Annotated in this window: 24 protein-coding genes and 2 pseudogenes; 13 read left to right on the top strand and 13 right to left on the bottom strand. The window is 59.1% G+C overall.

What is annotated here, in order from left to right:
• Positions 1-41: 41 nt before the first annotated feature.
• The 5 genes from A3AS_RS0118705 to A3AS_RS0118685 all read right to left on the bottom strand — a co-directional run bounded on the left by A3AS_RS0118705 (position 42) and on the right by A3AS_RS0118685 (position 7,567).
• Positions 42-2,111, bottom strand: a complete 2,070-nt coding sequence (locus A3AS_RS0118705) for a tetratricopeptide repeat protein (protein WP_018319097.1) — start codon at positions 2,109-2,111, stop codon at positions 42-44.
• The gene (locus tag A3AS_RS0118700) at positions 2,108-3,451 is read right to left on the bottom strand and encodes an HlyD family type I secretion periplasmic adaptor subunit (protein WP_018319096.1); all 1,344 of its coding nucleotides are present in this window, start codon (positions 3,449-3,451) and stop codon (positions 2,108-2,110) included. Before A3AS_RS0118700 ends, A3AS_RS0118705 begins: the two co-directional genes overlap by 4 nt.
• A complete protein-coding gene (locus A3AS_RS0118695) occupies positions 3,441-5,675 on the bottom strand; it encodes a peptidase domain-containing ABC transporter (RefSeq protein WP_018319095.1) in 2,235 nt (744 codons plus the stop codon). The genes A3AS_RS0118700 and A3AS_RS0118695 overlap by 11 nt, the downstream gene beginning before the upstream one ends.
• A 126-nt stretch (positions 5,676-5,801) precedes the next feature.
• Positions 5,802-6,416, bottom strand: coding sequence for a class I SAM-dependent methyltransferase (locus tag A3AS_RS0118690; protein WP_084674851.1), 615 nt, complete (start codon positions 6,414-6,416; stop codon positions 5,802-5,804).
• 191 nt (positions 6,417-6,607) lie between these two features.
• Positions 6,608-7,567, bottom strand: coding sequence for a calcium-binding protein (locus tag A3AS_RS0118685; protein ID WP_018319093.1), 960 nt, complete (start codon positions 7,565-7,567; stop codon positions 6,608-6,610).
• Positions 7,568-8,068: 501 nt separating this feature from the next.
• Here A3AS_RS0118685 and A3AS_RS0118680 point away from each other — a divergent pair.
• The gene (locus tag A3AS_RS0118680; protein ID WP_018319092.1) at positions 8,069-8,713 is read left to right on the top strand and encodes a ParA family protein; all 645 of its coding nucleotides are present in this window, start codon (positions 8,069-8,071) and stop codon (positions 8,711-8,713) included.
• Between the two features lie 98 nt (positions 8,714-8,811).
• On the opposite strand, the gene A3AS_RS0118675 is transcribed toward A3AS_RS0118680, so the two are convergent.
• Complete coding sequence (locus tag A3AS_RS0118675) at positions 8,812-9,171, bottom strand: helix-turn-helix domain-containing protein (protein WP_018319091.1); 360 nt, start codon at positions 9,169-9,171, stop codon at positions 8,812-8,814.
• 210 nt (positions 9,172-9,381) lie between these two features.
• On the opposite strand from A3AS_RS0118675, the pseudogene A3AS_RS50025 reads away from it, so the two are divergent.
• From A3AS_RS50025 to A3AS_RS49795, 4 genes and pseudogenes are all read left to right on the top strand, one after another.
• A pseudogene (locus tag A3AS_RS50025) lies at positions 9,382-9,681 on the top strand (alpha-amylase family glycosyl hydrolase); the annotation flags it as partial.
• A complete protein-coding gene (locus A3AS_RS43555; RefSeq protein WP_371260685.1) occupies positions 9,587-10,294 on the top strand; it encodes an SDR family oxidoreductase in 708 nt (235 codons plus the stop codon). The pseudogene A3AS_RS50025 and the gene A3AS_RS43555, both read left to right, overlap by 95 nt.
• A 103-nt stretch (positions 10,295-10,397) precedes the next feature.
• A complete protein-coding gene (locus A3AS_RS49800; protein ID WP_018319089.1) occupies positions 10,398-10,718 on the top strand; it encodes a DUF1275 family protein in 321 nt (106 codons plus the stop codon).
• Positions 10,719-10,777: 59 nt separating this feature from the next.
• Positions 10,778-11,059, top strand: a complete 282-nt coding sequence (locus tag A3AS_RS49795) for a DUF1275 family protein (protein WP_018319088.1) — start codon at positions 10,778-10,780, stop codon at positions 11,057-11,059.
• A gap of 1,460 nt (positions 11,060-12,519) precedes the next feature.
• Here A3AS_RS49795 and A3AS_RS48350 read toward each other — a convergent pair.
• A complete protein-coding gene (locus A3AS_RS48350; RefSeq protein WP_084674849.1) occupies positions 12,520-12,846 on the bottom strand; it encodes a hypothetical protein in 327 nt (108 codons plus the stop codon).
• A gap of 367 nt (positions 12,847-13,213) precedes the next feature.
• On the opposite strand from A3AS_RS48350, the gene A3AS_RS0118650 reads away from it, so the two are divergent.
• On the top strand, positions 13,214-13,480 hold the full coding sequence (locus A3AS_RS0118650) for a hypothetical protein (RefSeq protein WP_018319087.1): 267 nt from the start codon (positions 13,214-13,216) through the stop codon (positions 13,478-13,480).
• A complete protein-coding gene (locus A3AS_RS0118645; RefSeq protein ID WP_018319086.1) occupies positions 13,473-13,769 on the top strand; it encodes a hypothetical protein in 297 nt (98 codons plus the stop codon). The genes A3AS_RS0118650 and A3AS_RS0118645 overlap by 8 nt, the downstream gene beginning before the upstream one ends.
• A 500-nt stretch (positions 13,770-14,269) precedes the next feature.
• On the opposite strand, the gene A3AS_RS0118640 is transcribed toward A3AS_RS0118645, so the two are convergent.
• Positions 14,270-15,079, bottom strand: a complete 810-nt coding sequence (locus A3AS_RS0118640) for a transglutaminase family protein (RefSeq protein ID WP_018319085.1) — start codon at positions 15,077-15,079, stop codon at positions 14,270-14,272.
• 220 nt (positions 15,080-15,299) lie between these two features.
• On the opposite strand from A3AS_RS0118640, the gene A3AS_RS47310 reads away from it, so the two are divergent.
• Positions 15,300-15,470 (top strand): hypothetical protein, encoded by a 171-nt coding sequence (locus A3AS_RS47310; RefSeq protein WP_018319084.1) that lies wholly within the window; start codon positions 15,300-15,302, stop codon positions 15,468-15,470.
• On the top strand, positions 15,467-16,513 hold the full coding sequence (locus tag A3AS_RS0118630) for a putative zinc-binding metallopeptidase (RefSeq protein WP_018319083.1): 1,047 nt from the start codon (positions 15,467-15,469) through the stop codon (positions 16,511-16,513). Before A3AS_RS47310 ends, A3AS_RS0118630 begins: the two co-directional genes overlap by 4 nt.
• 63 nt (positions 16,514-16,576) lie before the next feature.
• On the opposite strand, the gene A3AS_RS43550 is transcribed toward A3AS_RS0118630, so the two are convergent.
• A complete protein-coding gene (locus tag A3AS_RS43550) occupies positions 16,577-16,759 on the bottom strand; it encodes a DUF3606 domain-containing protein (protein WP_018319082.1) in 183 nt (60 codons plus the stop codon).
• Between the two features lie 290 nt (positions 16,760-17,049).
• Here A3AS_RS43550 and A3AS_RS45195 point away from each other — a divergent pair, with 290 nt between their 5' ends.
• Both A3AS_RS45195 and A3AS_RS47305 read left to right on the top strand, forming a co-directional pair.
• Positions 17,050-17,244 (top strand): cold-shock protein, encoded by a 195-nt coding sequence (locus tag A3AS_RS45195; protein ID WP_084674848.1) that lies wholly within the window; start codon positions 17,050-17,052, stop codon positions 17,242-17,244.
• Positions 17,245-18,034: 790 nt separating this feature from the next.
• Positions 18,035-18,205 carry a hypothetical protein gene (locus tag A3AS_RS47305; RefSeq protein WP_018319080.1) on the top strand — a complete coding sequence of 57 codons (171 nt, stop codon included), beginning with the start codon at positions 18,035-18,037 and terminating at the stop codon, positions 18,203-18,205.
• Between the two features lie 1,289 nt (positions 18,206-19,494).
• Here A3AS_RS47305 and A3AS_RS0118610 read toward each other — a convergent pair.
• From A3AS_RS0118610 to A3AS_RS0118595, 4 genes are all read right to left on the bottom strand, one after another.
• Positions 19,495-20,619, bottom strand: a complete 1,125-nt coding sequence (locus A3AS_RS0118610) for a PAS domain-containing sensor histidine kinase (RefSeq protein WP_018319078.1) — start codon at positions 20,617-20,619, stop codon at positions 19,495-19,497.
• Between the two features lie 3 nt (positions 20,620-20,622).
• On the bottom strand, positions 20,623-21,414 hold the full coding sequence (locus A3AS_RS0118605; RefSeq protein ID WP_018319077.1) for an alpha/beta fold hydrolase: 792 nt from the start codon (positions 21,412-21,414) through the stop codon (positions 20,623-20,625).
• A gap of 100 nt (positions 21,415-21,514) precedes the next feature.
• Complete coding sequence (locus A3AS_RS0118600; protein WP_026202125.1) at positions 21,515-21,886, bottom strand: response regulator; 372 nt, start codon at positions 21,884-21,886, stop codon at positions 21,515-21,517.
• Between the two features lie 92 nt (positions 21,887-21,978).
• Entirely contained in the window at positions 21,979-23,142 is a 1,164-nt protein-coding gene (locus A3AS_RS0118595) for a sensor histidine kinase (RefSeq protein WP_018319075.1), read from the bottom strand.
• A 230-nt stretch (positions 23,143-23,372) separates the two neighbouring features.
• On the opposite strand from A3AS_RS0118595, the pseudogene A3AS_RS45175 reads away from it, so the two are divergent.
• Positions 23,373-24,278, top strand: a pseudogene (locus A3AS_RS45175) (glycosyltransferase family 4 protein); the annotation flags it as partial.
• 192 nt (positions 24,279-24,470) lie between these two features.
• A complete protein-coding gene (locus A3AS_RS0118575) occupies positions 24,471-24,752 on the top strand; it encodes a hypothetical protein (protein WP_018319074.1) in 282 nt (93 codons plus the stop codon).
• Positions 24,753-24,763: the final 11 nt, after the last annotated feature.

Here is a 24,763-nt window from a genome sequence, read left to right as displayed (position 1 = left end):
TACTCATTCATGCATTGGACGCTTCGTTCCGCACTGGCAGACTAGCGCAAAGTTTCTGTCTCCGGTGTGAAGGCCCGATCGCGTGTCGCGCCGATCGACTGGAGGCGCCGCACGGCGCCTTCATTGCGTTGCCGCGCCGCGTATTGATACCAATTGACCGCCGCGTCCCGATCTTGCGCGGTGCCTCGGCCCGACATCAACGCGTCGCCCAGCGCAACCTGCGCTTCCGCCATGCCTCGCTCGGCGGCCCTCTGAAACCATTCCGTCGCCTTCGTCACGTCAGCCTCGCGCCCCTGTCCCTTCCCGAGCATCACGGCGAGGTTGTACTGCGCAACCGTGTGTCCCTGCTCCGCAGCGGCCTCGTACCAGTTCACACCCTCTGCAAGATCCAGGCCCACTCCGGCGCCCGTGCAGTACATGACGGCGAGCTGGAATTGCGCCGCCGCATGCCCCGCGCGCGCCGCCTTGGCCATCCACGATGACGCTGCCTGCGCATTCCCCACGCCGCTCTTCGGATCCAGATGAAGAAGTCCCAGCATGTACTGCGCCTCGACATGGCCGGCATCGGCCGCGCGCGTGAGCCACGGAGTGGCGCCTGGCGTATCGGCAGTCCCGCCGAACTTGCCCATCTTCAGGGCGCCGAGTTGAAACGCCGCCGGCGGATGACCGGATTCCGCGGCCTCGCCCAGCAAAGAGCGCGCGCGTGCAACGCTCTCGTCGGACGCATCCTGATGAAGCAGGAAGAGCGCATAGGCGGTCTTGGCGTCAGGATCTCCGCTGCCGGCGGCCCTGCTCAGCCATTCCGACGCCATTTCTTGATCTTTCGGAACGCCCGCCCCCGTCGAATAGAGCTTTCCGAGCTGCACCTGTGCGGCGCTGATGCCGCCATCGGCGGCGCGCTCGAACCATTTGATCGCCGCCTCCACGTTGCGCTGAACGCCGGAGCCGTTGAGATAGAAGATCGCAACGTTGAACGCCGCGGTGGCATGGCCATTCTCGGCCGCACGTTCGAACCACTTCGCGGCTTGCCGAATATTGGGTGAGACGCCGACACCAGTTGCATGGAAGCGGCCGACGAAGAATTGCGCCTGCACATCACCGCGTTCGGCCGCCTTCTCGTACCAGACCGCCGCTTCCCGCAGATCGGGCTCGGCGTCGGCTCCGTGCGAATAGAATTCCGCGAGCGCCTGGATTGCCGGAAGGTAATCCTTCCGCGCCGCCTTGCGTAGCGCGGTCTCGGCGCGATCGAGGTCTTTGGCGACGCCCTTTCCGCCGAGCCGTAACAGACCGATGTTGTAGAGCGCGATCGGATCATCATGCGTGGCCGCACACTGGAACAGGCGCGCCGCCTCGGTGGGGTCCTCGGAGATACCGGCGCCCTTCAACGTCATGAATGCGAGCGCAATCTGCGCCCTCACGTGATCCTGCGCGGCGGCCTTGCCATACCAGATCGCAGCCTGCGCGAAATCGACGGGTACGCCGCGGCCCTGATAATGGACATCGCCGAGCGCGAACTCGGCCGGGGCAAATTTCTGATCGGTCGCCGCCTGATACCAACGAAGTGCAGCAGCGAAGTCCTTCGTGCACCCCTGCCCTTCGCTGTAGAGATTGCCCAGGATGGTCTGAGCTTCCGCTTTGCCGGCTTCGGCCGCGGCCGATATCCAGCGAAACGCGGCACTAATGTCCTTGGCGACACTGGTCCCGTGCGGAAATACCAGGTGATGCACATTCGATGCGGTATCACCCAATCGCGCGGCGGAGGATTGACGCCAAGTCTCCGGCCTATTCGGTCCGAGGCTGGCGCTGACTCCGTACAGATAGATCAGGCCGAGCTGATACTGCGCCTCGACGTGACCTCGCCGCGCCGCGCGTTCGTACCATACCACCGCATCCGGGATACTGCCTACGACTCCCTGGTTCTTGGCGTAGAGCATGCCGATCCGATAGTCCGCTTCCGCGTCACCGTTTTGCGAGTTGCGCTTCCAGAGCTTGAGCGCCTCCAGATAGTGACCGCGCTCGAACGCGGCCTCTGCCGGACCAAGCCGCCTTTCGTCGGATCCGGGAGACGCAGGCCGAAGCCACTGAAGAAGCGATCGGGTCAACGGCATCATGGCTCACGCATGGCCTCCCGGATGCCCTTCAGCATTCCGCCAAGCAGATACATTCCGACCGCCCGCGTGCCCACATGGACGTCTCCCCCAAGTGTCATGCCGGGAATCAGGCGGAAGTTGTTCGGCACATCCTTGAAGTTGGTCGAGTCCACCGAGCACCGCGCCTTGTAGTAGGCATCGATAGGCTTTCCATCGTCGTCGGTGGTGAAGGCGCCCTCGCTGATCCAGCGTACTTTGCCGTCGGCTGTACCATGCTCCGCGGCATTGAACGCGTCGATCTTCATCGTGCAGGGGTCTCCGGGCCGGACGAAGCCGACATCCCGCGAGGCGATACGAATCTCGGCCTCGAGCTTGGTGTCGGTCGGCATCAGCGTAATGAAGGGATCGCCGGGCTTCAGGACCGATCCGACCGAGAGCCTTGCCATCGTCAACACGACGGAGTCTTCGGCGGCAGTCAATCGGACCAGATCCTGATGCTTGAGCGCCTTCTCGTAAGAGGTTCTCGCCTCGTCGAGCTTGTTGCGGATCGTCACCAGATCCTGGCTCAGCTGCGCAAACCATTGCTGCTTGAAGGCGTCACGGTCCGCGATCGCCGCGGCGAGCGTATTCTGGGCTTCAATCAGGCTGTTGTGGGTGTTCTCCAGGGTTCGCAGCAATTCAAGCCGCGCGTCCTGGGAGATGAACATATTGAGCTGCGAGCCCGTGCCGTGCTCGGCCAGCGTCGTGCGCATGGTCTCGATCTTCTGCAAGATCTCGTCGCGCTGCCGATATCTCGCATCGTCGCCGCGAAGCTTCTCGATCGTCGCCTGGGTCTGCTTGATCTTCGACTCGAAGCTGTTGATCTGCGCGGTATATTGCGCCGTCCGCTGATCATAGAGCGCCTTCTGCAAAGTCGCGTATTTCTGGTAGTCGGGGTCCGGCCTGCTCGCAAAGACCAGCGGATGCTGGTTCAGCTCGGCTTCATCGCGCGCCACCTGCGTCTCGAGGCTTGCGATCTGCAACTTCGCCTGCGTCAGGTCCGCCGACGTAAAGGTCGCGTCCAGGGTCGCAATAAGCTGTCCCGACTGCACCTGCTCGCCTTCCCGCACGTCGATCGTCTTGATGATCGATGGATCAAGCGCCTGGAGGACGCTGATCTGTCCCACCGGCACGATCCGCCCCCCAACGCTGGTGATGACGCGATCCATTCGCGTCAGCGCCAGAATGGCAACGATCGTGACTATGAAGGCCGAGAGCACAAACAGCGTTGCTCTCGCGATCAGAGGCTCGGCGTCCTCTCGGATCGCATCCGTTTCCGATTGAAATTGGCGAACAGTCGCAAGCGCACCATCAGGAGACAAGTGTCGGACTCCGGAATCTCGGCCGATCGTTGCGGGCTGCCGGCACCAAATGCGTGTTCTGCTGATACCACAGCGAGCTGTAGATATCGTTGCGTTCCAGGAGCTCCTCATGCCGCCCGATATCGTCGACCACACCACGATGGAGCACGAGAATCGCATCTGCCTTCGTCAGGGACGACAACCGATGCGAGATGATGATCAGCGTCCGGCCATGCGCGATGCGCGTAATGTTAGCGTTCACGATCGCCTCGCTGTCGGCGTCGAGCGCGCTGGTCGCCTCATCGAGAATCAGGATCGGCGGATTGACGATCAGCGCACGCGCGATCGCAAGCCGCTGCCGCTGCCCTCCCGAGAGGTTGGGCGAACCTTCATAGATATACGTCTCGTAGCCACGCGGCAGCTTGTCGATGAATTCTTCCGCGCCCGCCAGCCTCGCCGCCCTGACCACATCATCGAAGGACGCGTCCGGCTTGGCTGCGGTGATGTTTTCGCGGATGGTTCCACTGAACAGGAAATTTTCCTGGAGCACGACGCCCACGTTACGGCGGAGATGGTCGATGTCGTACTCGCGAACGTCGATTCCATCGATCTTGATCAATCCCTCATAGTCGGAATGTAGCCGCTGCAACAGCCGCGTAATCGTGGTCTTGCCGGATCCGCTCTTGCCCATCACGCCCAAAGTTGTCCCCAGCGGGATTTCGAAGGAGATGTTGTTCAGCGTCGGCGATAGCGCTCCCTTGTATTTGAAGGTGACGCCGGAGAACTCCACCCTGCCCTCGAGTGGTGAACGCACGCCGTGACTGGAACGCCCCTCTTCTGCCGGCCGGTTGACCAGACCGCCGACGATTGCAACCGCACTTCGCGCCTCGTCGTACTGATTGATGAGCTGCGCCATCTGCATCAGCGGACCCGAAACACGCTGCGACAGCAACAGGAAGGAAAACAGCGCCCCGATATAGACCGGATCATTGCTTTCAAGTGCGAGATAGACGCCGAGCGCATAGGAGCCGCTGACAGCCAGCCGCTCCAGCGGACGCACCACCGACTGGATGGCGTTTCCGGTCATGCCTTCCACGAGTCGGGCCTTGGCAACGCGTGCGACCAGGACATCCCACATGTGGCGCTGCCGCGTATCGAGTGCGAGCGACTTGATCGTCCGGATGCCGTTCAAGGTTTGAACCAGAAAAGCGCCCTGCGCGCCCTCCGCGGCCAACACGGCGGTCGACGCCTTGCGGTAATTCGGCAGCATCAGGACGAGCCACGCGACGATCAAGCCCGCCAAGGCGAGAACCACGAACGTCATGACTGGGCTGAAGAAGAACATGACGGGCAGGAAGAAGATCAACGTCGTGGAGTCGAGGATGGTGCCGAACAATTGGCCCATCAGAAACGAGCGGATGCGAAAGACTTCGCGAATGTCGCGCGCGACGAGGCCGACGGCCGTCTGCTCGAAATAGTCGATGGGAAGGTTGAGGACCTTTTCGAAGACGTAGGTCGACAATTTGACGTCGAGCCTGGTCGTCAAGCGATGGACGAGGAACTGCCTCAAGAACGAGAACGACGCCTCGAAAGCTATGACCGCCAGCATCGCGACGCAGAGCACATAGAACGTGTTGTACGCTTTGTAGAAGATCACCTTGTCCGACAACAGGCGCCAGAACATGATCGGCGCCAGGCCGAGAAGCCCGAGGATCACGGCAGCAATCGCCACGTCGCGGACCATACGGCGTTCGCGGAACAACAACGCGGCCACGAGGCCGAAACTGAACGGCTGCGCTTCGTCCGATATCTCGTAGTTGCGCTTGACCAGGACGACATCGCCGGACCAGATGTCTTCAAATCGTGGCTGGTCGATCACGAGCAGCGCGTCTTCCGCGGCGTTCGGATCCCTCAGCACGATGCGCGTATTGTGGGCGTCTCCTTCGACACGCAGGAGCACCATGTGACTCCCATTGCGAAGCCGAACGATGACCGGGAGCGCCTTCTTCAGATGCGATAGTCCGCCCCAATCGAGCTTGACGCACTTCGCCCGCATGCCCGCTTTCTCCGCGCAGCGGACAAGCTGATCGAGCGTGACGTTCTCGTCCGCCAGAAGGTTGTCTTGAACGAGCTGCGAGGACGTGAGGTGCAGCCCGTGCTGTCGTGCGACGATGATCAGGCACCCCAGTGCAGATGCGGGTGCTGCGTCGGCCAGGTTCTGCTCACCGACACCGTGGACGGTCATGGACGTCAAGCTATCTGCCATTTATGTTAAGACTTCCGCGCTCAGCTATAAGTATAACATTGCGCAACAAAAAGGCCAGCCACACTTATCGTTGAAATTGTAGGGAATGGCCGCACTCACGGTAGGTCAGGCCGGGACTTCCTGAAAATTGAAGCCGGATTCTAACAAAGACGTCTGGATGGCTTCACCGTCGGCCCCGGGCATCAGTGCAAGCGCGCAGACCTCGAAATTTTGCGTGCGGACTGAAACGCTCGGAAAGCCGGCCATCAGCAGCAGATTGCCGAGTCGCTCCGCCGTAAACCCGGTGCGATGAGCCATGTAGACGCGCCCCTCCCCGATCGCGCGCGAATGGCCGTAGAGCATGTCGAGCGGCCTGATCGGCCCCGCCGGCGAATGATAGGCTATTGCGGCAATGCCGTGCTCGACGATGAACTGAGCGACTGATTCCACATCCGGGCTCATGATCAACGCGAATCCATCGGGCTTCAGGACCTGGTGGAACTGACGCAGCGTCGGATAGACCTCGTGAGCATAGAGGTGTTCGAGCACGTGCGATGACCAAACCGCGTCGAAGGACTGAGGCGCGAACGCACCGCTCAAATCAAGGATCGAGCCGAGCACATCTGGTTTGACGTCCGGATCGATGTCGAACCTGGTCTCCTCCCAGCCATGGTCGACGATCATCCGGGCAATGCGCTGGGCCGTACCGGGTCCCGAGCCCGCATTGAGCAAGCGTTTCATCTTGGCAGACAAGATCCGTTCCTGGTATGGGCGCCCGGAGAGCGCCGGGTGATAACATTAGCCCTCAGCATCGAAGCAAGACATGGCAATGATAAGACGACAGTAGGTCGAAGACGCCTTTACTCTTGAGAGACAAAGCAAAAGCCCCGCCGTGAGCGGGGCCTTCACAAGAATAGCATGCATGAGCCGGATCAGAGCTTCGGCAGATGGACGTCCTGATCGGTGAAGTGGAGATCCTCGACGCCACTGACCGCGACCGTCTGGTTGTCGCTGAAGTGTAGCGTGTAGGTGCTCGTTTTCGCGTCGACGTCGATCTTCGTGACATCGAAGAAGGAGCGATTGGCGAAATCAACGGTGTCCGTGCCGGTGCCGCCAACGATCGTGTCGTTTCCGGTATGGGTCTGGACATGGAACGTATCGTCGCCGCTTCCGCCCTGCAGCGTCGAGTTCGCAGTAGCCCCGCCGCCGTAGACCCAGAACACGTCCTTGCCGTCACCGCCTTGGAAGACATCGCCCTGCGCGCCGACCAGCGTATCGTTGCCGTCGCCACCGGACAGCGTGCTGTGCCCCGACGACAGATCTTTCAGGAGGTCGTTGCCACCGTCGCCTTCGAGCAACTGAGCGCCGGAGCCCGCCTCGAGACGGTCGTTGCCGGTGCCGCCGGTCAACGTATCGTTGCCAGTGCCGCCATAGATGCTGTCATTGCCGGCGCCGCCGAACAGCGAGCTATTGCCGTGCCCGCCATGGATCGCATCGTTGCCGCTGCCGCCATAGACCGTGTCGTCGCCGCTATCGTACAGGTTCACGCTGTCGGAACCCTTGCCCATGGCGACGAACACGTCGTTATCGCCGCCGATCACGTCGAGCGTCTTGCCGCCGGCGTCATCGAGGATGATCGCCTTCAGGTTCGGCGTAGTCTCGACCGTAGTGGACTGCGAAACGTCGAGGACGTTAACGACCGGCGGAACGCTCCCTCCGGAGAACGGTCCGGACTCGAACCAGGCCCGCGAAGCATCCCCGGGATCGTCACTGAATACACCGCTTTGCTCGAGCGAATCGATCAACGCCGATCTGACGCTCGCCTCGATGTGGTTTCCGTTCTGGTGAAGAAATTGGCCCAGCTCAGTCTTCGTCAGGTACGAGACGGCCATGGTACCCCCTTTCAAGTTTTACTGATGATGACACGACGCGCCAATCAGCGGCAAAGGTGCTTGAGGCTGAATGTGCTGCGACTTGAGCGGGAGCAAACAGGTTGCATCCGCCCGGCTTACCCGCATCTTATTTTAGAATGTTAAGGTGCCGGCTATTTTTGTTATGTTGAATGTTAGTAGCGACGCACAATCACTGTCAAGCATCAAATTCACGCGCTGTTAACTCGAATTTGAGGCAATGTCATATTGTGTTAACTTCGCGCGGCGACGCAGGGGAATCGTGATCGAGTGACGCTTTTCTCGCCAAGTGGCAGGCGGTTTGATCCGTACCCATACGAAATTCGTCGACGAGGCATGTGTGGAGACCATATGTACGAGCTTCGCCCGCCTCACTGGACGAGGAGCAAGCGGCCGGTAGCCCGCGAGATGAAGAGCACCGACCGAATCCGCCGAGAATACGATCACTTGTTATTGTAGCGCCGCATGAATTCTTCCCGACCGATGCGGACAACCATCACCGTCACCCAACGCAAGGGCGGCGTCGGCAAAACGACGATCGCGATCTGTATCGCCGCCGAGTTAACCCGCAGGGGTCACGATGTCGCGCTGGTCGACAGCGATCCTCAACGCTCCGCCGCCCATTGGGCAGAATTGGGCAATCTGGAATTCCCTGTCTACGAAATGGCATTGGAGGACGTTTCAGTATCCAGCTGGGCACAGGGGGTCCGAAACATCCAAGCTGGCATGGTCGTCATCGATACGGCCCCTAACGCGCGTGGAATGGGGGCGTCGATCGCCGTGGCGGATCTGATTCTTGTCCCCTGCACCGCCTCAGGACTGGACCTGGACGCAACGGCCCAGACACTTGCGATCATCGAGGCGGCGCGCGAGCGCCGACGAGATCGCGTTCAGGTGATTCTGGTCCCAAACCGGCTCGACGGCCGCACGCTCGAGGGCCGTCAACTTGTCGAAGAGCTGAGCGATTTCGGTGAGATTGTTGCCCCTCCGATCGCAAGCCGCCTCGCGTTCGTCCGATCCTTTACCTACGGGCAGTCGGTCGCGAGCTTCATGCCTGGCGATGCTGCCGATCGAGACATTCAAGCCCTGGCAGACGAAGTCGAGAAAGTCGTCGGACTCGCGCAATAGCAGCAGCCGACAATCACGCGACGCGCGCTAGCACATCCGCTAAATGATCCGCAGAGATGCAGGTCTTCTTTCGACCAGTGAGATGAATGAAATTTGGATCAGGCTTTGCGCACCTGGCCAACGCGGAAGGCCGGTGGTGAAGCATCTTCGAGTTTCATCTTCTCCAGCATAAGATCCGTGACAAGCTTGCGCAGGCGCTGGTTCTCGAACGTGAGCTCTTCCAGCACACGACGCATTTCATCCATGCTCGGGAGATCGGTCGGCGCGTTCGTGGCCGCCCCACCACGATTCGAAGATTTCGCTTCGTCGTTGCCGAGTGGCAATTTCCGCCAACGGTGCAGCGTCATGATGCTCACCCCAAGCGCCTTGCAAATCTCCACCTGGGAATTGCCTGCTCGGGCCAGCTCATCTGCCTGAGTAAGCTTCAGTAAGATCTCTTCGTGAGAATGCTTCTTCATACTAGCGCCCAAAGTTCGTAGTGGGCCAAAATCGTTGCAGCCAGCGCGTGCGCGGCAAAATTCTGGCTTGGCCAAGAGTCGACCTGACCAGCATTAAATAACATAAGTGGCAAGATTCGGAAAATAACGCATGGTGACGCCACCACACTTGCGACAGGTTTATAGGTGATGTTCGTTGGTTAAGCAAGTTGATCCTTAGTGTTAACTGCGATGATATTAACATTCCGGGGCGGGTTGATCCTATCAAGCGCTTCCTCAGGGCCGCGTCGCTTTTGGCCACCGCTTAGCAGGCTGTTGAAAAAAAGGCGCTCGCCGCCGACCGTCGACCGTAACTCATTGGCTCCGACGAGATTCGGAGACGGTGCGTGCGCGGCAGCGAACTACGGCACGCTCGGCGACTTCGGCGAATTCACCCATGGCTGCCGCCAACGCGGTATGCGCGTCATCATCGATCTCGTCGTCAACACACCCCGATCAGCATTCATGGTTTCACGAGGCGCGGCACCGCAAGGATTCGCCCTATCGCGCGACTGGTACATCTGGTCCGACAAGAAGCCCGCAAATGCGGGCAAGGGCATGGTGTTTCCCGGCGCACAGAAATCGACCTGGACGCGCGAACAATGCCGGCATCCAGTTCACCGCACCGGTCGAAGATTTTCCGCCCGCCAAGTGGCATGCGATCCTGGGCATCAATCTGTCGGCCGCGTTCCACGGCATCGCAGCGGCAGTGCCTCAGATGAAGAAGCAACGCTGGGGGCGGATCGTCAACGTCGCTTTAACCCATGGCCTTGTGGCGTCGACACACAAGGCCGCCTACGTCGCGGCCAAGCACGGGTTGATCGGCCTGACCAAGGTTGTTGGCTTGGAGACTGCCGGCAGCGGCGTCACCTGCAACGCGGTCTGTCCCGGCTGGGTGCGTACGCCCTTGGTCGAAAAGCAGATCAGCGACGTCGTTGCGCAGAAAAACATCAGTCAAAAGGACGCCGCCAAGGCACTGCTGGGTGAGAAGCAGCCATCCTCCGAGTTCGTCTCTCCAGAGCAGCTTGGAGGCACGGTCGCCTTCCTGTGTTCGCGTGCGGCAGACCAGATCGCGGGCACCGCGATCTCGGTCGATGGCGGCTGAACCGCGCAGTAGCATGCCATCATCGGAGCCGCGGAATATGTCTTTGCTCGCTCGAGACGCCCTCGTGCGTCAAAGGTCCGCGGATTCAGCGGATGATGCAGCGGTGCTGTCGCGCCTGGAGGCGCGGCTGCCACCGCTGCTCAGCGTCATCGCCGGAATGGTCGACTTCACCGGCTTCTTCACTCTCGGTCATATCTTCACCGCCCATGTGACCGGCAATATCGTGCTGGCCACCGTCGTGGCCGTCGATGGCGGCTCGTTTCATTGGGCGCAGTTGTTGGCGATCCCAGTCTTCATTCTGGCGCTGACGACCGTCTGGCTGATCGCCCATGCTTCCGGGCGGCGCGGTTCGAGTCTGGCGGCTGTTGCTTCGGGTTCAATTCCTTGTGCTCGCCGGGCTATTGATCTTCTGCGTCATCACTAGGCCGTCTGCCGATCCCGCCGGATTGCGGGCCGACACGGCCGCGATGATGGCCGTCGGCCATGGCCTGCCAGTACGCACTCCTTCGCCTCGCGGTGCCCGGCGCGATCTCGACGGCGGTGATGACCGGCAATTTGGCCAACGCGATCTTGTCAGCGATGGACCTGCTTGCCGCACGGAGCCCCCTGCTGCCGCATGATTCAACGCGGCTGAATTGCTCGCTTCATCGCTTGCTCGGCTTTATCTCGGGATGTCTCATTGCCGCGGCAGCGGTTTCAGTGGTGGGAGACTGGGCGTGGTTACTTCCGGCAGCACTGTCTGCTGTTGCAATCGCGGTGCGTTAGCACCCGGCCGGTAGGCGGAACTTCGCCAGCGGCCATCCCTTCCGCCACGCACCAACGTAGTCTCTGTGGTCCTTCGCCGACCCGACGCGCCCGACTCACAAGGTCTGCTCACGTTGGCTCAGATGAGATTTTTCTGGATCTCCCGGTGCACACATCGTGCACACGTCGCCCTCTAACCGATTGAGAAATCTAAACTCGCGCTCCGATCCATCATGGGCAAGTTTCAGCTAACAACGGCCAAGAACAGCGTGGCCAATCAAATGGGCCGCTTTCGCCAAAACCTGCCGGTGCTCGAAGTAAGCTTTGGGCCTCCGGCCCTTCTGTACGATCCAACGCGCTGCGATACTCCATTAGTGAAGACGCAATGGGTTTTGGACTTCTACCGGGATAAGCCAAGCTCACTACTTCGGTCAGAATTCTCAACGCGAGGGAAGCGAGAACAACTCGACCAGACGACGCTAAACTACGCGATGCCAGCCGGCCGCACAACGCCCGCTCAATCATTTCGAACGACGTTTCGCCCTTGAACTGCAAGCACAAATTTCCAAGTCTGACGGACAAATGCCGACGGTATACCCGCCGCAATTTTTCCGTCTTGAATTCACAGAAATATTCGAGTGTTCACGCCGTGGGCGATTTCGCCACGTATCGGGGTCAATCGACTGATCAGCGCTACCGGCGTGGTCGCGACTCGCCGTTACCGCGCCCTGGTCGGGCGCCTCTTCAAATACCGTCAGAGATCGGGAGCGCGCAGGACGTTCGCGCAACGTTCACTCGCTGCATAATGGCCCTATGGTGAGGGCCGTTCTGCGGCTTTGTTCTTGAAACGCCCCTAACCGGTTTTCGTGTCCGACGCATTGTGAATGGTCCTGCGTAATGCGTCGCTGCGTTCGTCATCGCAGCTTCAGGTTTCGGTGAAGATGACTGTCCCACTGCTCGCTCGAATGAGTTGTGGGCGGATACTGTCGCACGCTTCAGAAGGGGTCACGCGACGACCTTTAACATCCTCTTGCGTCATTCTACTGACTCCCTGAGTTGGAGCTATTTGGAACGCAATGGCAGGCGTGAGACTCAGCAACCACGGCAAATATTTTTTAGCTTCGCTGCGGTGCGAGCTTCTTCCGCAAGGAAAGGATCCTTATCGCGCGAGGATGACTCGCTACTGCTCGCGGAGGGCTTCCTCGCTTTTGGAGGAAAGGCTGCGTCGCAACAGGACAGGCGCGCGCTGGTGCTCTCGATTGAACGGCAATTCGGTTCCGCCGCAGAAGCCGCTGGTGCTGTACCGAACGCTGATGCGAGGAAAAGTGCGGCCGTACAAATACCTGTTCGAGCCATTGTCATGCTGAACGCCCTTCTATTTGATGTCTGCTCGATCGGGTTTTGCCGGGCCATGTTCGAAAGCGGCTTACCTGGGGCCACACCAGCCCTTCCGATTCCACTTGCCACGTGTCAGGTCCCGGCTACCTCTTCTTTGCGGGTCCCAAATCCGGCTGCCAAGCGGCATCCTTCCGGCTCGGCGCCGCCGCGATCACTTTTGCCTTTTCCTTCTTCGGCTTCTTGGCTTCCCGATTGCCGCGTTGCTGGCCCTTTGCCATGTCACTCTCCTGTGATGGTTCGAGTTCGTCGAGTTCGTTTGGCTGCAACACTCGTCCGCGGGGAGTGCAGACTCTGACGTCCATGTAGCCTTCGCGCAGCAATTTTCGCGCAAGTCGCAATGCTACCTTTGCCGTGCCGCGGCCGATATTGGAGCCGCCATATTCGTTGGTACCACTGACCAGATACAACACGCGCGTTGGCCTAGCCATTGAAGATAGCGGCCGCGCACACAAGAAGCAGAAGGAACAGCGGAACAATCACCGGCGGCACGATCCAGTCAGAGATGCGACCACGCGACATCGAACGCTCCTGCAAGGCCTTTGGCGGGAGCACACGTGACCCTCAGTCACCGGTCGAAGCCGTTAGAAGTGCGGTGATGCCAGCGACCCTACGCCCGTGCTGAACGAATAGCGAGGTTTAAGTGCCGCGCGGGTGCCGGCTCCGCTGTGACAACTTCGTCTGCGGCTTGCCACAATAGTGCTGGCTATTGCCGCGCGAGCGGCGCATGGTCGCGACTGCCAGCATCGGTTGGGGCTTCACTTGCGAAAGGCAGCGTGCATGACCATCCGTTCGCGGCGAGAAACCGTCACCTTCAAACATCCGTTCCGCATCCGCGGCATCGAGCGCGTCTTGCCAGCCGGCGCTTATGAGGTCGTCACAGACGAGGAGACGATCGAGGGGCTGACCTTCTCAGCCTATCGCCGTATTGCGACAATGATCACCGTTCCCGCTGAAACCGGCCGCGGAACGACGGAGATGTTGTCGATCGGCTCGATCGATCTTGCGAACGCACAAGCTGAGGACGCGAGTATCGTCCATGACTGACCTGCCGGTCGATCTCGACAAGCACCGCGGCATGGCCGCGCAGAAGGCCACCGACCTGCGCCGCGCCTTGGCTGACGTCGAGGCCAATATCCGCGAGGTGCGTGTTCGCGAGGCTGATCTCGAAAACCGCATGATGACCGTTCCTGCCGCGTCCTGGCCGGAGGCAGCTGTGAAGGCACGCCATTTGCTCAACCTCTATGCTGCAAGTCTGCCTGCCGAGGATACGCGCCATCGCGCACTGGTGGCAGCGCTACTAGACGATTTCGCCCGGCTGTCGGGGGAGAGCTGAGGCGAGCGTCGGCCGCTTCCATTCTCGGCCCGACCGGGAAGCAGGGCCACGGATTGGGATTGGTGGCACGCCGTCCTGGGTCCCGATTGCGCAACTGGAGCGAGCCGCGAAGTTGACCTGCGAATGCCGGACATGCCTTCAAATCCTCTCGCGCTGGCGCCGACATTCTCTAACCGGAGCGCTCATGATGATCCGATATTTCTTCCATATCAGAGACGATCAGGAGCTCTACCCTGACGAACATGGAATAGGGTTTCGACGCAGCGAGAGGCCGCGATGGAGGCGGCTCACACGTTGGCAGGATTGGCACGTGATTTGGCGGGTCAGGAAGACCGCCGGACGTTGCAGTCGAGGTTCGAACGGAGGCGGCTTCAGGCGGCACTGATCTTCGAAGCCAATAGATCCAAGTAACGGAGCTCTCCTTGTTGCGCGTTTGGACCGTGAGGGTTTCTGTTCCGCGCTTGAGGTGGCAGTTGCATTGCCAACTGGCCCTGCGGCGATCAACAGACGAGTTCGTCGGTCCAAACCTTGAAGCTGAGTAACGTGTTGGGTCCGAATGTCTGGGTGATTGGAACGTCCCCGGCATCGCGGCCCTGTGCGATCAGCACGCGACCGATGCGCGGAATGTTGTTACGCGGATCGAATGTGTACCAGCGCCCGCCGATATAGGCTTCGAACCAGCCGGCAAAATCGCCAGCGGCATATGGAGGTGCCATGCCAATGTCACTGAGATAGCCCGTGCAGTAGCGCGCGGGAATATTCATGCAGCGGCAGAACGCAATAGCCAGATGTGCATAGTCCCGGCAGACGCCTTTGCCTTCGTTGAACACTTCCCAGGCAGTCTTGGTGGGGCGGGCGTGTTCGTAGCCGAAAGCGATGTGGTTATGGACGAAGTCGCAGATGCCCTTGACCCGTGCCCAACCAGGCGCGGTCTTCTCGAACAACTTCCACGCCACGTCGGTAAGTCGGTCGGTCTCGACATACCGGCTCCCGAGCAAATACACGATGGTGTCCGGAGGAAGATCTTCCACCGCATGTTGCTGCGCTGATGGCACGATCAGGTCGGCCAGACCGCTATCTCGTACGATGCCGTCCGCTGTGAGGCGCATGCGGCCGGCGGGCGCAACAAGACGGCTACACCAATTTCCGAAACCGTCGCGATAGGGCGTGATTGGTACTGACGGCTCACTGACAAGATGATCGGGCACGACGATGTCGGATGCCCGCGTGAAGTGGGTGCCGACAACTGCAATCAGAGGTGTCGGTTGCGGAAAGTCGTAGATCATCTCAAAGCCGACGCGGATTTTCATGGGATCTGGCTCCAATGAGACGATTGAGAACGTCGCAAGAGCGTCTGCGCATCGTCACCGATGAATGCCGCGAGCGCTCAGGCGCGAATGGTATGACATCGCAGCTACGATCGCCAGCAGCATGCTTGTTTGCGACGGACCAACTGTCCAATACCTGACCGGAACCCATTTCTAACTGAGGGCTTTCTAAAGGATGAAAATGCGATCAGGAGGGAAACCCATGTCGGTTCAGCCGATGCAAGACTGGCTGGCCCAGCCCGTGTCCGACAGGGCGTCCTATCAGGGCGCGCGTCGCACCGTGAGTGAAGCCGACGCTGACATTTTGAGGAAGCGCGCATTAAAGAAGCAGCGCGCGTTGATCGGCACCCTCAATAAACGTGCGCGACCATGAGAGAGTTCAAATGTCCTCATTGTGGGCAGCTTTCAGCTTTCGAGGACTCCGAATGCGATCGGTGTAAGCAGCGCTTGATGTTCGATCCTGAGAACATGGCAATGGTTGGCTTGGAAAGTGCCCTCGAATGCGCGAACCGGAATATCATCGGTTGCAATTGGCGCGCTGTAGCGTCGGCTCCCTACTGCCTGTCCTGCTCCCTGACCCAGGTCATTCCCAGCACGCAGAATACGCAAAATGTGTCGCTGTGGACGCGCGTGGAGGAAGCAAAGCGCAGACTGATCTACGACCTGCGACGGCTCCGCCTACCCATCGCGTCCGCGGGTGGATTTCAGCTGGCTTTCGAGATTCTGTCCGACGAGCATGGACCGGTCCTGACGGGGCACGAATCCGGCCTGATAACAGTTAACCTTGCGGAGGCCGACGATGTGCAGCGCGAGATCAGGCGCGTTTCCTTTCGTGAACCCTATCGCACCCTTCTTGGTCATTTTCGACACGAGATAGGGCACTTCTACTGGAATGCGCTGGTACACGAAGGAGGCTTCCTATCGCCCTTTCGGCTGGTGTTCGGCGACGAGACCGAGAATTACCCGGCTGCACTTGCTGCCTATTACGCCCGTCAAGATCGGTCGGACGATCCGACAAGTCACATCAGCATGTATGCGACATCTCATCCCTGGGAAGACTGGGCAGAAACCTTCGCCCACTTCTTACATATCGTTTCGACCCTGGATTCGCTGGCAGGACTTCCGCTGTCCTTGGACGCGCGCGCTCAGCACACGCTAAACGACCCCTATCTCGAAAGCGATTTTGGCGCACTTTTGGAGCTGTGGGCCCCGCTCGCACTTACGATCAACCGCCTCAACCGCTCGCTAGGTCTTGCCGACGCGTACCCATTCGACATTTCGCTTGCAGTTAAAGGCAAACTACACCTGGTCCATATGTCGATTTCGGCTTTTAGAAATCGGAAAGAATCAAGGGAACGGGGTAGGTTGTCGATTGCGAGGAGCTGTATCGGATCTGCTCGCGCTTCCGGGGCTTGAGCAATCTCGCCGGCACGGAGGCATGGTCGTTGTGGCTCAACAGGCGGGCTACGAAGCAAATACTTAGCTTATCGACTTTAAAGTGGAGGCTTCCTTGGTGATGGCCGAGATGGCGGTGCCAGACTTGCGAACGACGCTGGCAAACCGCTCATCCGACAGCTTGAGTCGCTTGCGAAGAATTTTGACTTGCACTTTGTCTCTCAAATCCAGCGAATTACGGAAATAGGTCGGCTTGTACCTGTTCATGGCATTCTCTCACAATTGGGGATGGGAAGATCGTGATCAGGGCTGGCGTTAGGCCGTTCCTGCCGCGAAGGTCGACAGTCCCGCTCCTCGCGAAGTTTCCGCGGCCTTTAAGGCAACATTCCCCACAGGTCGGCGTTCCGCGTTCCAGAAATATATCCACGTCAGCGACAGGTAGCTGGGTTAGGCTTGTTAGAGTCAAAACCGCTAGCGAACACTAGCGTTCAACAATCTGCGATCGATCGGGGAGATGGTGAACGGAAGAGCTCAGCTGGGCTTGGGGTTTCGGGACGCTGAAGTGGTTTAACACCCAAAAGGGCTTTGGCTTTATCCAGCCAACGAACGGCAGCAACGACGTCTTCGTTCACATCAGCGCTGTCGAACGCGCCGGTATGGGGACTCTGAGCGAAGGTCAGACGCTGTCTTATGACGTCGTGGCCGACCGTCGTACCGGTAAGTCCGCTGCCGAAAATCTTCGTGCTGCTTAAATAACAGCACGACAGACCTGTCGCTCCAGCCACGGATGTACTGGCAGAGCATTGTGGTCCTGCCCGCGCCCGAGCCATCGGGGGCGGGGGTTTTTGATTGAATCCGGCAAGAAATTCAACGGGTTCGTCTGTGGCTTCGCTTCGACGATCGGCCCTTGTGTCGCTGAGTTACGATTAAGCTGAACCGAGGTCTGCCTCGAAGCTCATCGCGCAAATTGATTTCGGAGTGGCTTGTTTCGTCTTTCAGGCGCATAAATCGGTATGCACGATTCTGATCATCGATCTTGTCGGTGCGACGCCGTCTATAGCCGAGGCGATGGCACCTAGCCAGCTTCGAGTGCTCGGTTTGCGTCGCTACGATGCAATCATGGAACACCGCTTGGGTGCCCATCTACAGGCAGATAGTCGGCCCAGTTCGACATTCCTCATCTGAAGGATGACTTCACCTCGCAAATCGAACCGCGGCCTGTGGCAGGAATTGTTCATCGCAGAGTCGTTCGGCAACTTGTTTACTAGCGTTGACGTGACCGCGCACGATCGTCGGACCTTACACAAGCCAGGTCAGGCGCCGACGTTGGTACTCGCAGCCGTTCCCGAAGGCTGGACGGCCGAACTCGTGCGTCAACCCCGAGGGAAGAACAGCAAAGGCTTTTCGAGGAGCTGCACCTCAAGCCGCGCGATGTTTACAGGCTGCCCCGGTCTGGCTCAACGAAGTGCGACCACGCCGGCACGTTGACTAGACGCGGCTACATCTGGAACGTGCTATCCTTGGTGCCAAGCAGGACATTTAATGAGCATCGTAAAACGTCATCTGGCCGAGCAAGAAGAACGCCTGGTACTAATCGAGGAAATTTGCATCGATACAGGAGCGCTCGTCTTGGATACGGCTACAGACGAAGTCTACTTTTCTGCAGACGAAGCGGCTTACAAGAACGCCTACGTCACCGTGTTTCAAGCCTAGGCGAAGGGCACGATCAAGGGCACAGCGGAACAGATATTCGAGGCAACAAAATCCATTCTTGAGGACTAGGGATTCCACTGGACACCAGGAGAGTCAGATAGAGTCGCGAGCGATGAGGAAGAATTATGCCATATGCCTACAAGCTGAATGAGGACGTTCGCCACCAAGCTCAAGGCCCGCAAGGACGCGCAGCGAGTGAACCTCAGATGATTTACACGATCGTACAGCACATGCCCATCGAGTTTGATGGACGAGTTAGGTATCGCATCAGGTGCAAATCCAAGAACATCGAGCGCGTTGTTACGGAAGATCAGCTCTCGTATTTTCAGTAATCGCAAGCGTCGTCGGACGCTACACTATCCGGCGGCGCAAGGAGGAAAAATGTCATCAGACCGGCGGGAGCTCTATCGGAGCCCAAATGGCGACGCATGGTTCATCGCACGCGAGCCGACAAACGGTTACGCGTTCATCATCCACCAGCCCAATTCGCCCTCTGGCGGCCGGCTATCTCATGTTGAGTTGGGTGAGTTCTTGCGTGACGGGAAGGGACCCGAACAGCAAGCATTGTTGCGTTTGATCGGAGGTAGAGATACCGCCCTTTGCGTAGGATGCACGCGTTTATTATGGCCGCATCGCATGCAATGCTGGTTCAACAGCTGCTACCAACTTGAAAGCGAGTTGTGAAAGCTCTTGTTGGTAGAGCACGCGTGAGGCCTCCGGCCGCGAAAATACTCGACAGGCCATAAGCCTTCAGAAGCCTACCTGCCGAGAGAACCTCCGCCACCTGCGAGAATAGCGGCTTTGGTTGACGGAAGCTGGATAGTAGAGGTGGTCCCCGTCGGCGTGAGCCCGAAGCGGCAGGCGAGCGCGATAGCTGGAGCGAGAAGTTATCAAGTCACTTCGCGTATCCCTGTGATCGGAGCCAAGCGATCCGACGCTCTCCATTCATCCAGTCATCAATATCGGCTTTGCTCGTGAAGCCGGTGATTTCTCGAGGCTCTGCGCCTGGATACTCGGCGATGATAGTCCAATCGCCCTCAGATTTGCGAACCGGTTTGAAGGTCACCTTTATTTTTGCCATGCCGGACCATGCAGGAAACCGCGCGGAAAAGGAACCTCGTCCTCCACAAAACAGGTAGTTACCCACCAACTGTCACTGTAGTCGGGCTCTCCGCGCGCAATGACTCCGGAGCCTACATTGTCGGCGGGCGGCAGGGAATTATTTACCCGCTTGAACAGAGGTAGGACTCGCTATCCCCTGGTACGGATATCTTCCCCGAGAAAGTAGTTCACGCCTCCGCCGAAAGCGGCATAGTGAATGTGAACTTGGTTTCTTCACTCGTCGAGCTGACGGTCAATCCGCCGCCGTGAGCTTTTGCGATCTGCGAAGCGATGTAGAGCCCCAATCCGAGCCCCTGGCGGCTGGCATGAGCATTCCCGCGGAAAAAGGGCTCGAACAACTTGTCCATCGCGGCTTGTGGAATCGGCTGGCCAGCGTTGGAGACCCAGAGCTCGAACACGTGCTCCCTTGTTTGCGCGTGAACGATGACGGGCATGCTTGAAGATCCGTGCGTGAGGGCGTTTCCGACGAGGTTGGACAGCATCTGCCCAAGCCGTTGGCCATCACAGTTCACGGGCCGCTCGATCTTGAACTCGGCCTCTATGATCCGGCCGGGCGAGGCCAGTCTTAGTTCGTCCACGACGCCCAGGAGCACCGGCTCCAGCGGCTTTCCGAAATCGAGATTCAGCCCAATACCCCCGCCAAGCCGCCCACGAGCTAAATCAAGCACGTCATCGATCAGTCCTGCCATTCGCATGACAGTGGTCTGCATCATGGCGATAACTTGCCGCTCTTTCTCTGTCTGCACTGTCCTATCGAGGATACGTACCCCGGCACTGATCGAAGCGAGCGGATTGCGCAGGTCATGCCCGAGAACCGCGATGAACTGCTCGCGGAGCTCCGAGGTTTCGTGCTCTCGCTGCAAATTGACCTCGGCAGATCTTTCGTTTGTTCTGGCTGCCTCGCGGGCTCGAAGAAGCTCCTGTTCATAGCGGCGCCGATCAGTTGCTCTAATGAGCGCTAGGCGGATCGAAAGAGGCTTGCCGTTCGCGTCCCGACGTTCAGTTGCATTAGCGATCATCTGGAGCGGCTGCCCGTCCGCCTTGATGACGTCGATGGCAAATTCCTCGAACGAACCCTGCATTCGTAGGAGCGGCGCGATGTGAGTTTCATAGTAGATGCGCCCAGCCATCGTCAGAAAGTCGCTGAAGCGCTTTCCGATCATCTGGTCGGCGGTATGACCGCTCCAGCCGGACAAAGTTCGATTCACGTACTCCATCTGACCGCTAGGTGACAGTAAGATGTAGCCGCAAGGGGCGTCCTCGACCATGTCGGTGAAGTCGAGCGCGACCATGCGTCACACAAAGGTTCGCATCGCGGACACCACTTCTTCCGGTGCGCTGAGGTTCGGACAATGCCCGGTCGCCTTGAGAACGATCATCCGGCTGTTCGGGATGCTGCGGTTGACGAAGTCGCCGACCTCCTGGCTGGCGATAATGTCTTCGCTGCACTGAAGAACTAGGGTTGGCACGGCAACACGGGCAAGGTCTTCCCGGTTGTCCGAAGTGAAGGTCACGCGAGCGAATGCCTTGGCGATTTCAGGATCGGTTCGGCAGAAACTGTTCGTCAGCTCCTGGCCCAACTCGGGGCGATCCGGATTGCCCATGATCATCGGTGCCATCTGCGCGGACCAGCCCATGTGGTTGGATTCCAAAAATTCCAGCAGCTCTTCGATCTGCTTTGCGCTGAAACCACCGGTGTATCCTGCGTCATCAATATAGCGGGGCGAGGGGCCGATCAGCACAAGCTTGCCGAACATTCCGGGCGCCTTTTCGGCAGCCATCACGCCGATCATGCTGCTCACGGAATGGCCGACGAAGACGGCGTCTGAAACGTTCAACTCACGGCCGATCTCAACTACGTCGGTCGCATAGCCTTCTAGGCTCGAGTACTTGACCCCGTCGTACGCGCTCAGGTCCGAGCCTCCGGCACCGACGTGGTCGAACAGGACTGTTTGGAACTCTTTTTCGAACGCCGGCGCCACGAAGCGCCACATGTTCCGGTCGCAGCCGAAGCCATGGGCAAACATCATTGCTTTTGCGCCCGCACCCTGAATATGCACGTTGTTTCGTTCAAACACTTTGGACATGAACCACCTTGTATTCCCTTGCGCCGATTAGCTGGCTTGCCTTACGGGTGAAGGCGAATCTACGCTCTTCCCCCAAGCCGGATACCCGACGCGTCATCGATCAGGTAGTTCCGGTCAGTTCCCGCAGAACCTCGACGACTTTGGCGCTACGGTACGGCTTAGGCAGAAACACGCTGCCGGCCGGCAAATCGGTATCTTGGATGTGGACGTGACCGGAGGTCGCGACGATTTTGATCGGTGGCCAACGGTCGCGGACGAACCGGGCAAGCTTCAACCCGTCCATCGAACCCGGCATTTGAATATCGGTGAAGACAACGTGGATGTCGGAGCGGGCTGAGAGAATGGCGATGGCGTCGTCGGCATTGTTCGCCGAAATGACCTCAAAGCCTGCGTGTTCGAGCACCTCGACGGAATCCATCCGCAGTAGGAATTCGTCCTCGACGATCAATATGACAGGGCTCGAACGCGCCATTCCAGTGGAATCCTCTACGCCGGCAAGCGCGCCATCAAGGTATTGTTCCTAAGAATCAGGAGCTTGCGTTTCGCCCGCAAATCTTCGAGCAGTTAGGTGCGAGGAAGTTGAATTGTGAACGTTGTGCCGGTCTTTTCGTCGGAAGTAACGGCGATCTCGCCGCCATGGGCTTCAACGATGAGCCGTGCGATGTAGAGGCCGAGCCCGAGATGGGCGCGATCACCCAAGTCCTGCACTTGGCCACGCATCCACGACTGGAAAATCGCCCTTTGGCTTTCAGCAGGTATGGCAGGACCGAAATTGTGAACGCTCACGACCAAATTGAGGGGATCGTTGCCCGATATCATCACCGAGACAGGTCTCGTTCCGTCGCTGTATTGGACCGCGTTGCCCATCAGGTTGGACAGCACCTGTCCCATTCTTGCCGGGTCCCAAAGTCCGTTTGGATCGCCTTCCTGAGTGACTGTGAGAGTTTTCTTCTCGTTGACACTTCGCAGTTCGTCGGCGATTGCGTGACATAGCAAGGCCATGTCGGTTTGAGACTTTGCGACCGGGATGTCGGTTCCGAAAGACGAGCGGGCGAGATCGAGGAGATCATCCAGAATTCGCGTCGCCCGCTCCGTAGTCCGGACGAGATCGGAGACCATTTTGGCCTGCTTGGGATCCGGTGTCCCAGAACGCTTTATCCACTGCGCTGCCATAGAAGCTGCGCCTATGGGGTTGCGCAGATCGTGGCCTAGGATGCCAAGAAACAGGTTTCGGGAGTTATTGATCGTTTTGGTGTAGTGGGCGACCGACTCCGTCACAGCCTGATCGATCGCTTCGTTGAACCTGGTGAGATCCTCCAGATCGGTGCTTTCAAGGCTGTTGTGGTGGGCGACCCATTGCTTGATCACGCTCGCCCGCAAAGCTCGATATTCCGAGACCATTTGATCGATGTCGAAACCCTCCGCAAGGCGGACGGCCGCGTGTACCTCTGCCGCGCTTTTGCGAAACGATCCGTCTCCGGCATCCATGCCACGCGACTTATCGACCTGTTCAGCAGGCGTTTGAGGAGACTCCAGGTCCGTAGCGACGAATTTGAGAATATCCACGATGTGGTCTTTGAGCGCGAGCTTCGACATCCCGTCACTCGCGGGTGAACGCGTCCGAGCGAAATCGATCCACTCCTCGATGATGGCGGATTGGTTGTCGCGAATGAAATCCGCCAGACGTTGATGGCGTTGGCCAGGGTCCTTATCGTCGGAATCGCTCAAAGCTCCACCATCACACTTCCTCCACGTCGATCGAGCTTAACTCAGTTCTTTCCAAATTACTGCGCCGAATGCTCCGGCAGGACAGTCCTTTCGGCCCATGGAACTCCAAGACTAGCGGCATGCGGGAGTGGCCGCTCAAGCCGAACATCGACGGCGATGGTGGGACGGGCCGCACGAGGGCGCCCTCGAACGCGGACGAAGTCACGGTCGAGATCTTCCGGGACCAGCCGATGTCGAAGACAAGCGAACCGTCCGCGCACACGCTGTTCGCGAGCGGTGACTCCGTCACATCTGGGGAGCTGGTGCCGTGCTCGAAATTAGCCCTGCGGCTCGATCCCTCGATGAAGGAAATGACGCCGTAGCACGTCATGATGCTGGACAAAGTTGCCAGGCGAGCCAACGAGTTCGACGTCCTGCACTTCCATATCGATCATTTGCACTATCCTTTGATGCGGCGCTATGCCGATCGCATCGTCACGACATTGCATGGGCGTCTCGATCTGCCCGATCTGAAGCCGCTCTACTCCGCGTTCCCCGAACCTCCGCTGGTCTCGATTTCGGACGCACAACGCCATCCGATGCGCCCGGTCAACTGGCTCGCCACCGTGCTTCATGGATTGCCCGAGAACATCCTCACGTATCGGCCAGCGCCGTCCGGGGACTATTTGGCGTTCCTCCGGCGCATTTCCTCCGAAAAGGGACCGGACAAGACCATCGAGATCGCTGCCAAGACCGGCGTTCCCTGAAGATGGCGGCCAAGATTGATGCCGCAGATCAGTGCTGTTGGGATCAGGTGATCGCGCCAATGGTCGCGGCGCATCCAAACGTCGAGTTCATCGGCGGGATCAACGAACTTCAGAAAACGGACTGCCTTGGCAATGCGCGCGCCCTGCTCTTTCCAATCTGCTGGCCGGAGCCCTTCGGTCTCGGCACGATCGAGGCGATGGCTTGCGGCACGCCCGTGATTGCGCTTTCCTACGGCTCGGTACCGGAATCGTCGACCATGGCCTAAGCGGGTTCGTCCCCTTGAGGAGGCGGTCGCGGCGGTGAACGCAATCGGCACATTGGATCGAGCGGCGATCTGCAAGCAGTTCGAACAACGCTTCACGACGGAGCGAATGGCGAGCTACTATCTGGCCACCTAACGCCGGCTACCAGCCCTTCGGCAAGACCGCAAGTGGACGTGCTCGCGACTCTTGAAAGCAAAAGCGAGATCAGCATGCAGATACCTTCTGCTGGCTTGGAAATAGCTCCAGCCCGCGTTGACTGACATCCTCAGGAACGGAATCTGCGAGCGGCGGTTGCGACAAGACACAGGAGTTGCCGCAATGCGCCGCTCGATCCCTAAGCCCATCCGCAATAAGCTCGACCTGTCTGACCGCGCCCAGATGCGCCTCGTCAGAAAACGGTTGGGCCTGTCCGATGCCGAGCTGACTGCTATCGCCGGGCGGATCGGCAATTCGATCTCTGCGATCAGCAAGGAAGCGGCCATTCAGCGCGCCAACGCGCTGCTTAAGCCGGCCGATGTGCCGCCCACGGCTGTGATCGCCTCGGCTGCGGCCACCGAGCAGGCGACGGCCGAGACACCCACACCAGCGCCGACATCCTGACCAGATTGTCA

Origin of the sequence: Bradyrhizobium sp. WSM2793, from assembly GCF_000379585.1 — a bacterium.
GTDB lineage: Bacteria > Pseudomonadota > Alphaproteobacteria > Rhizobiales > Xanthobacteraceae > Bradyrhizobium.
The sequence above is the reverse complement of the archived record's forward strand: the minus strand, read 5'-3'. Positions and strand labels throughout refer to the sequence as shown.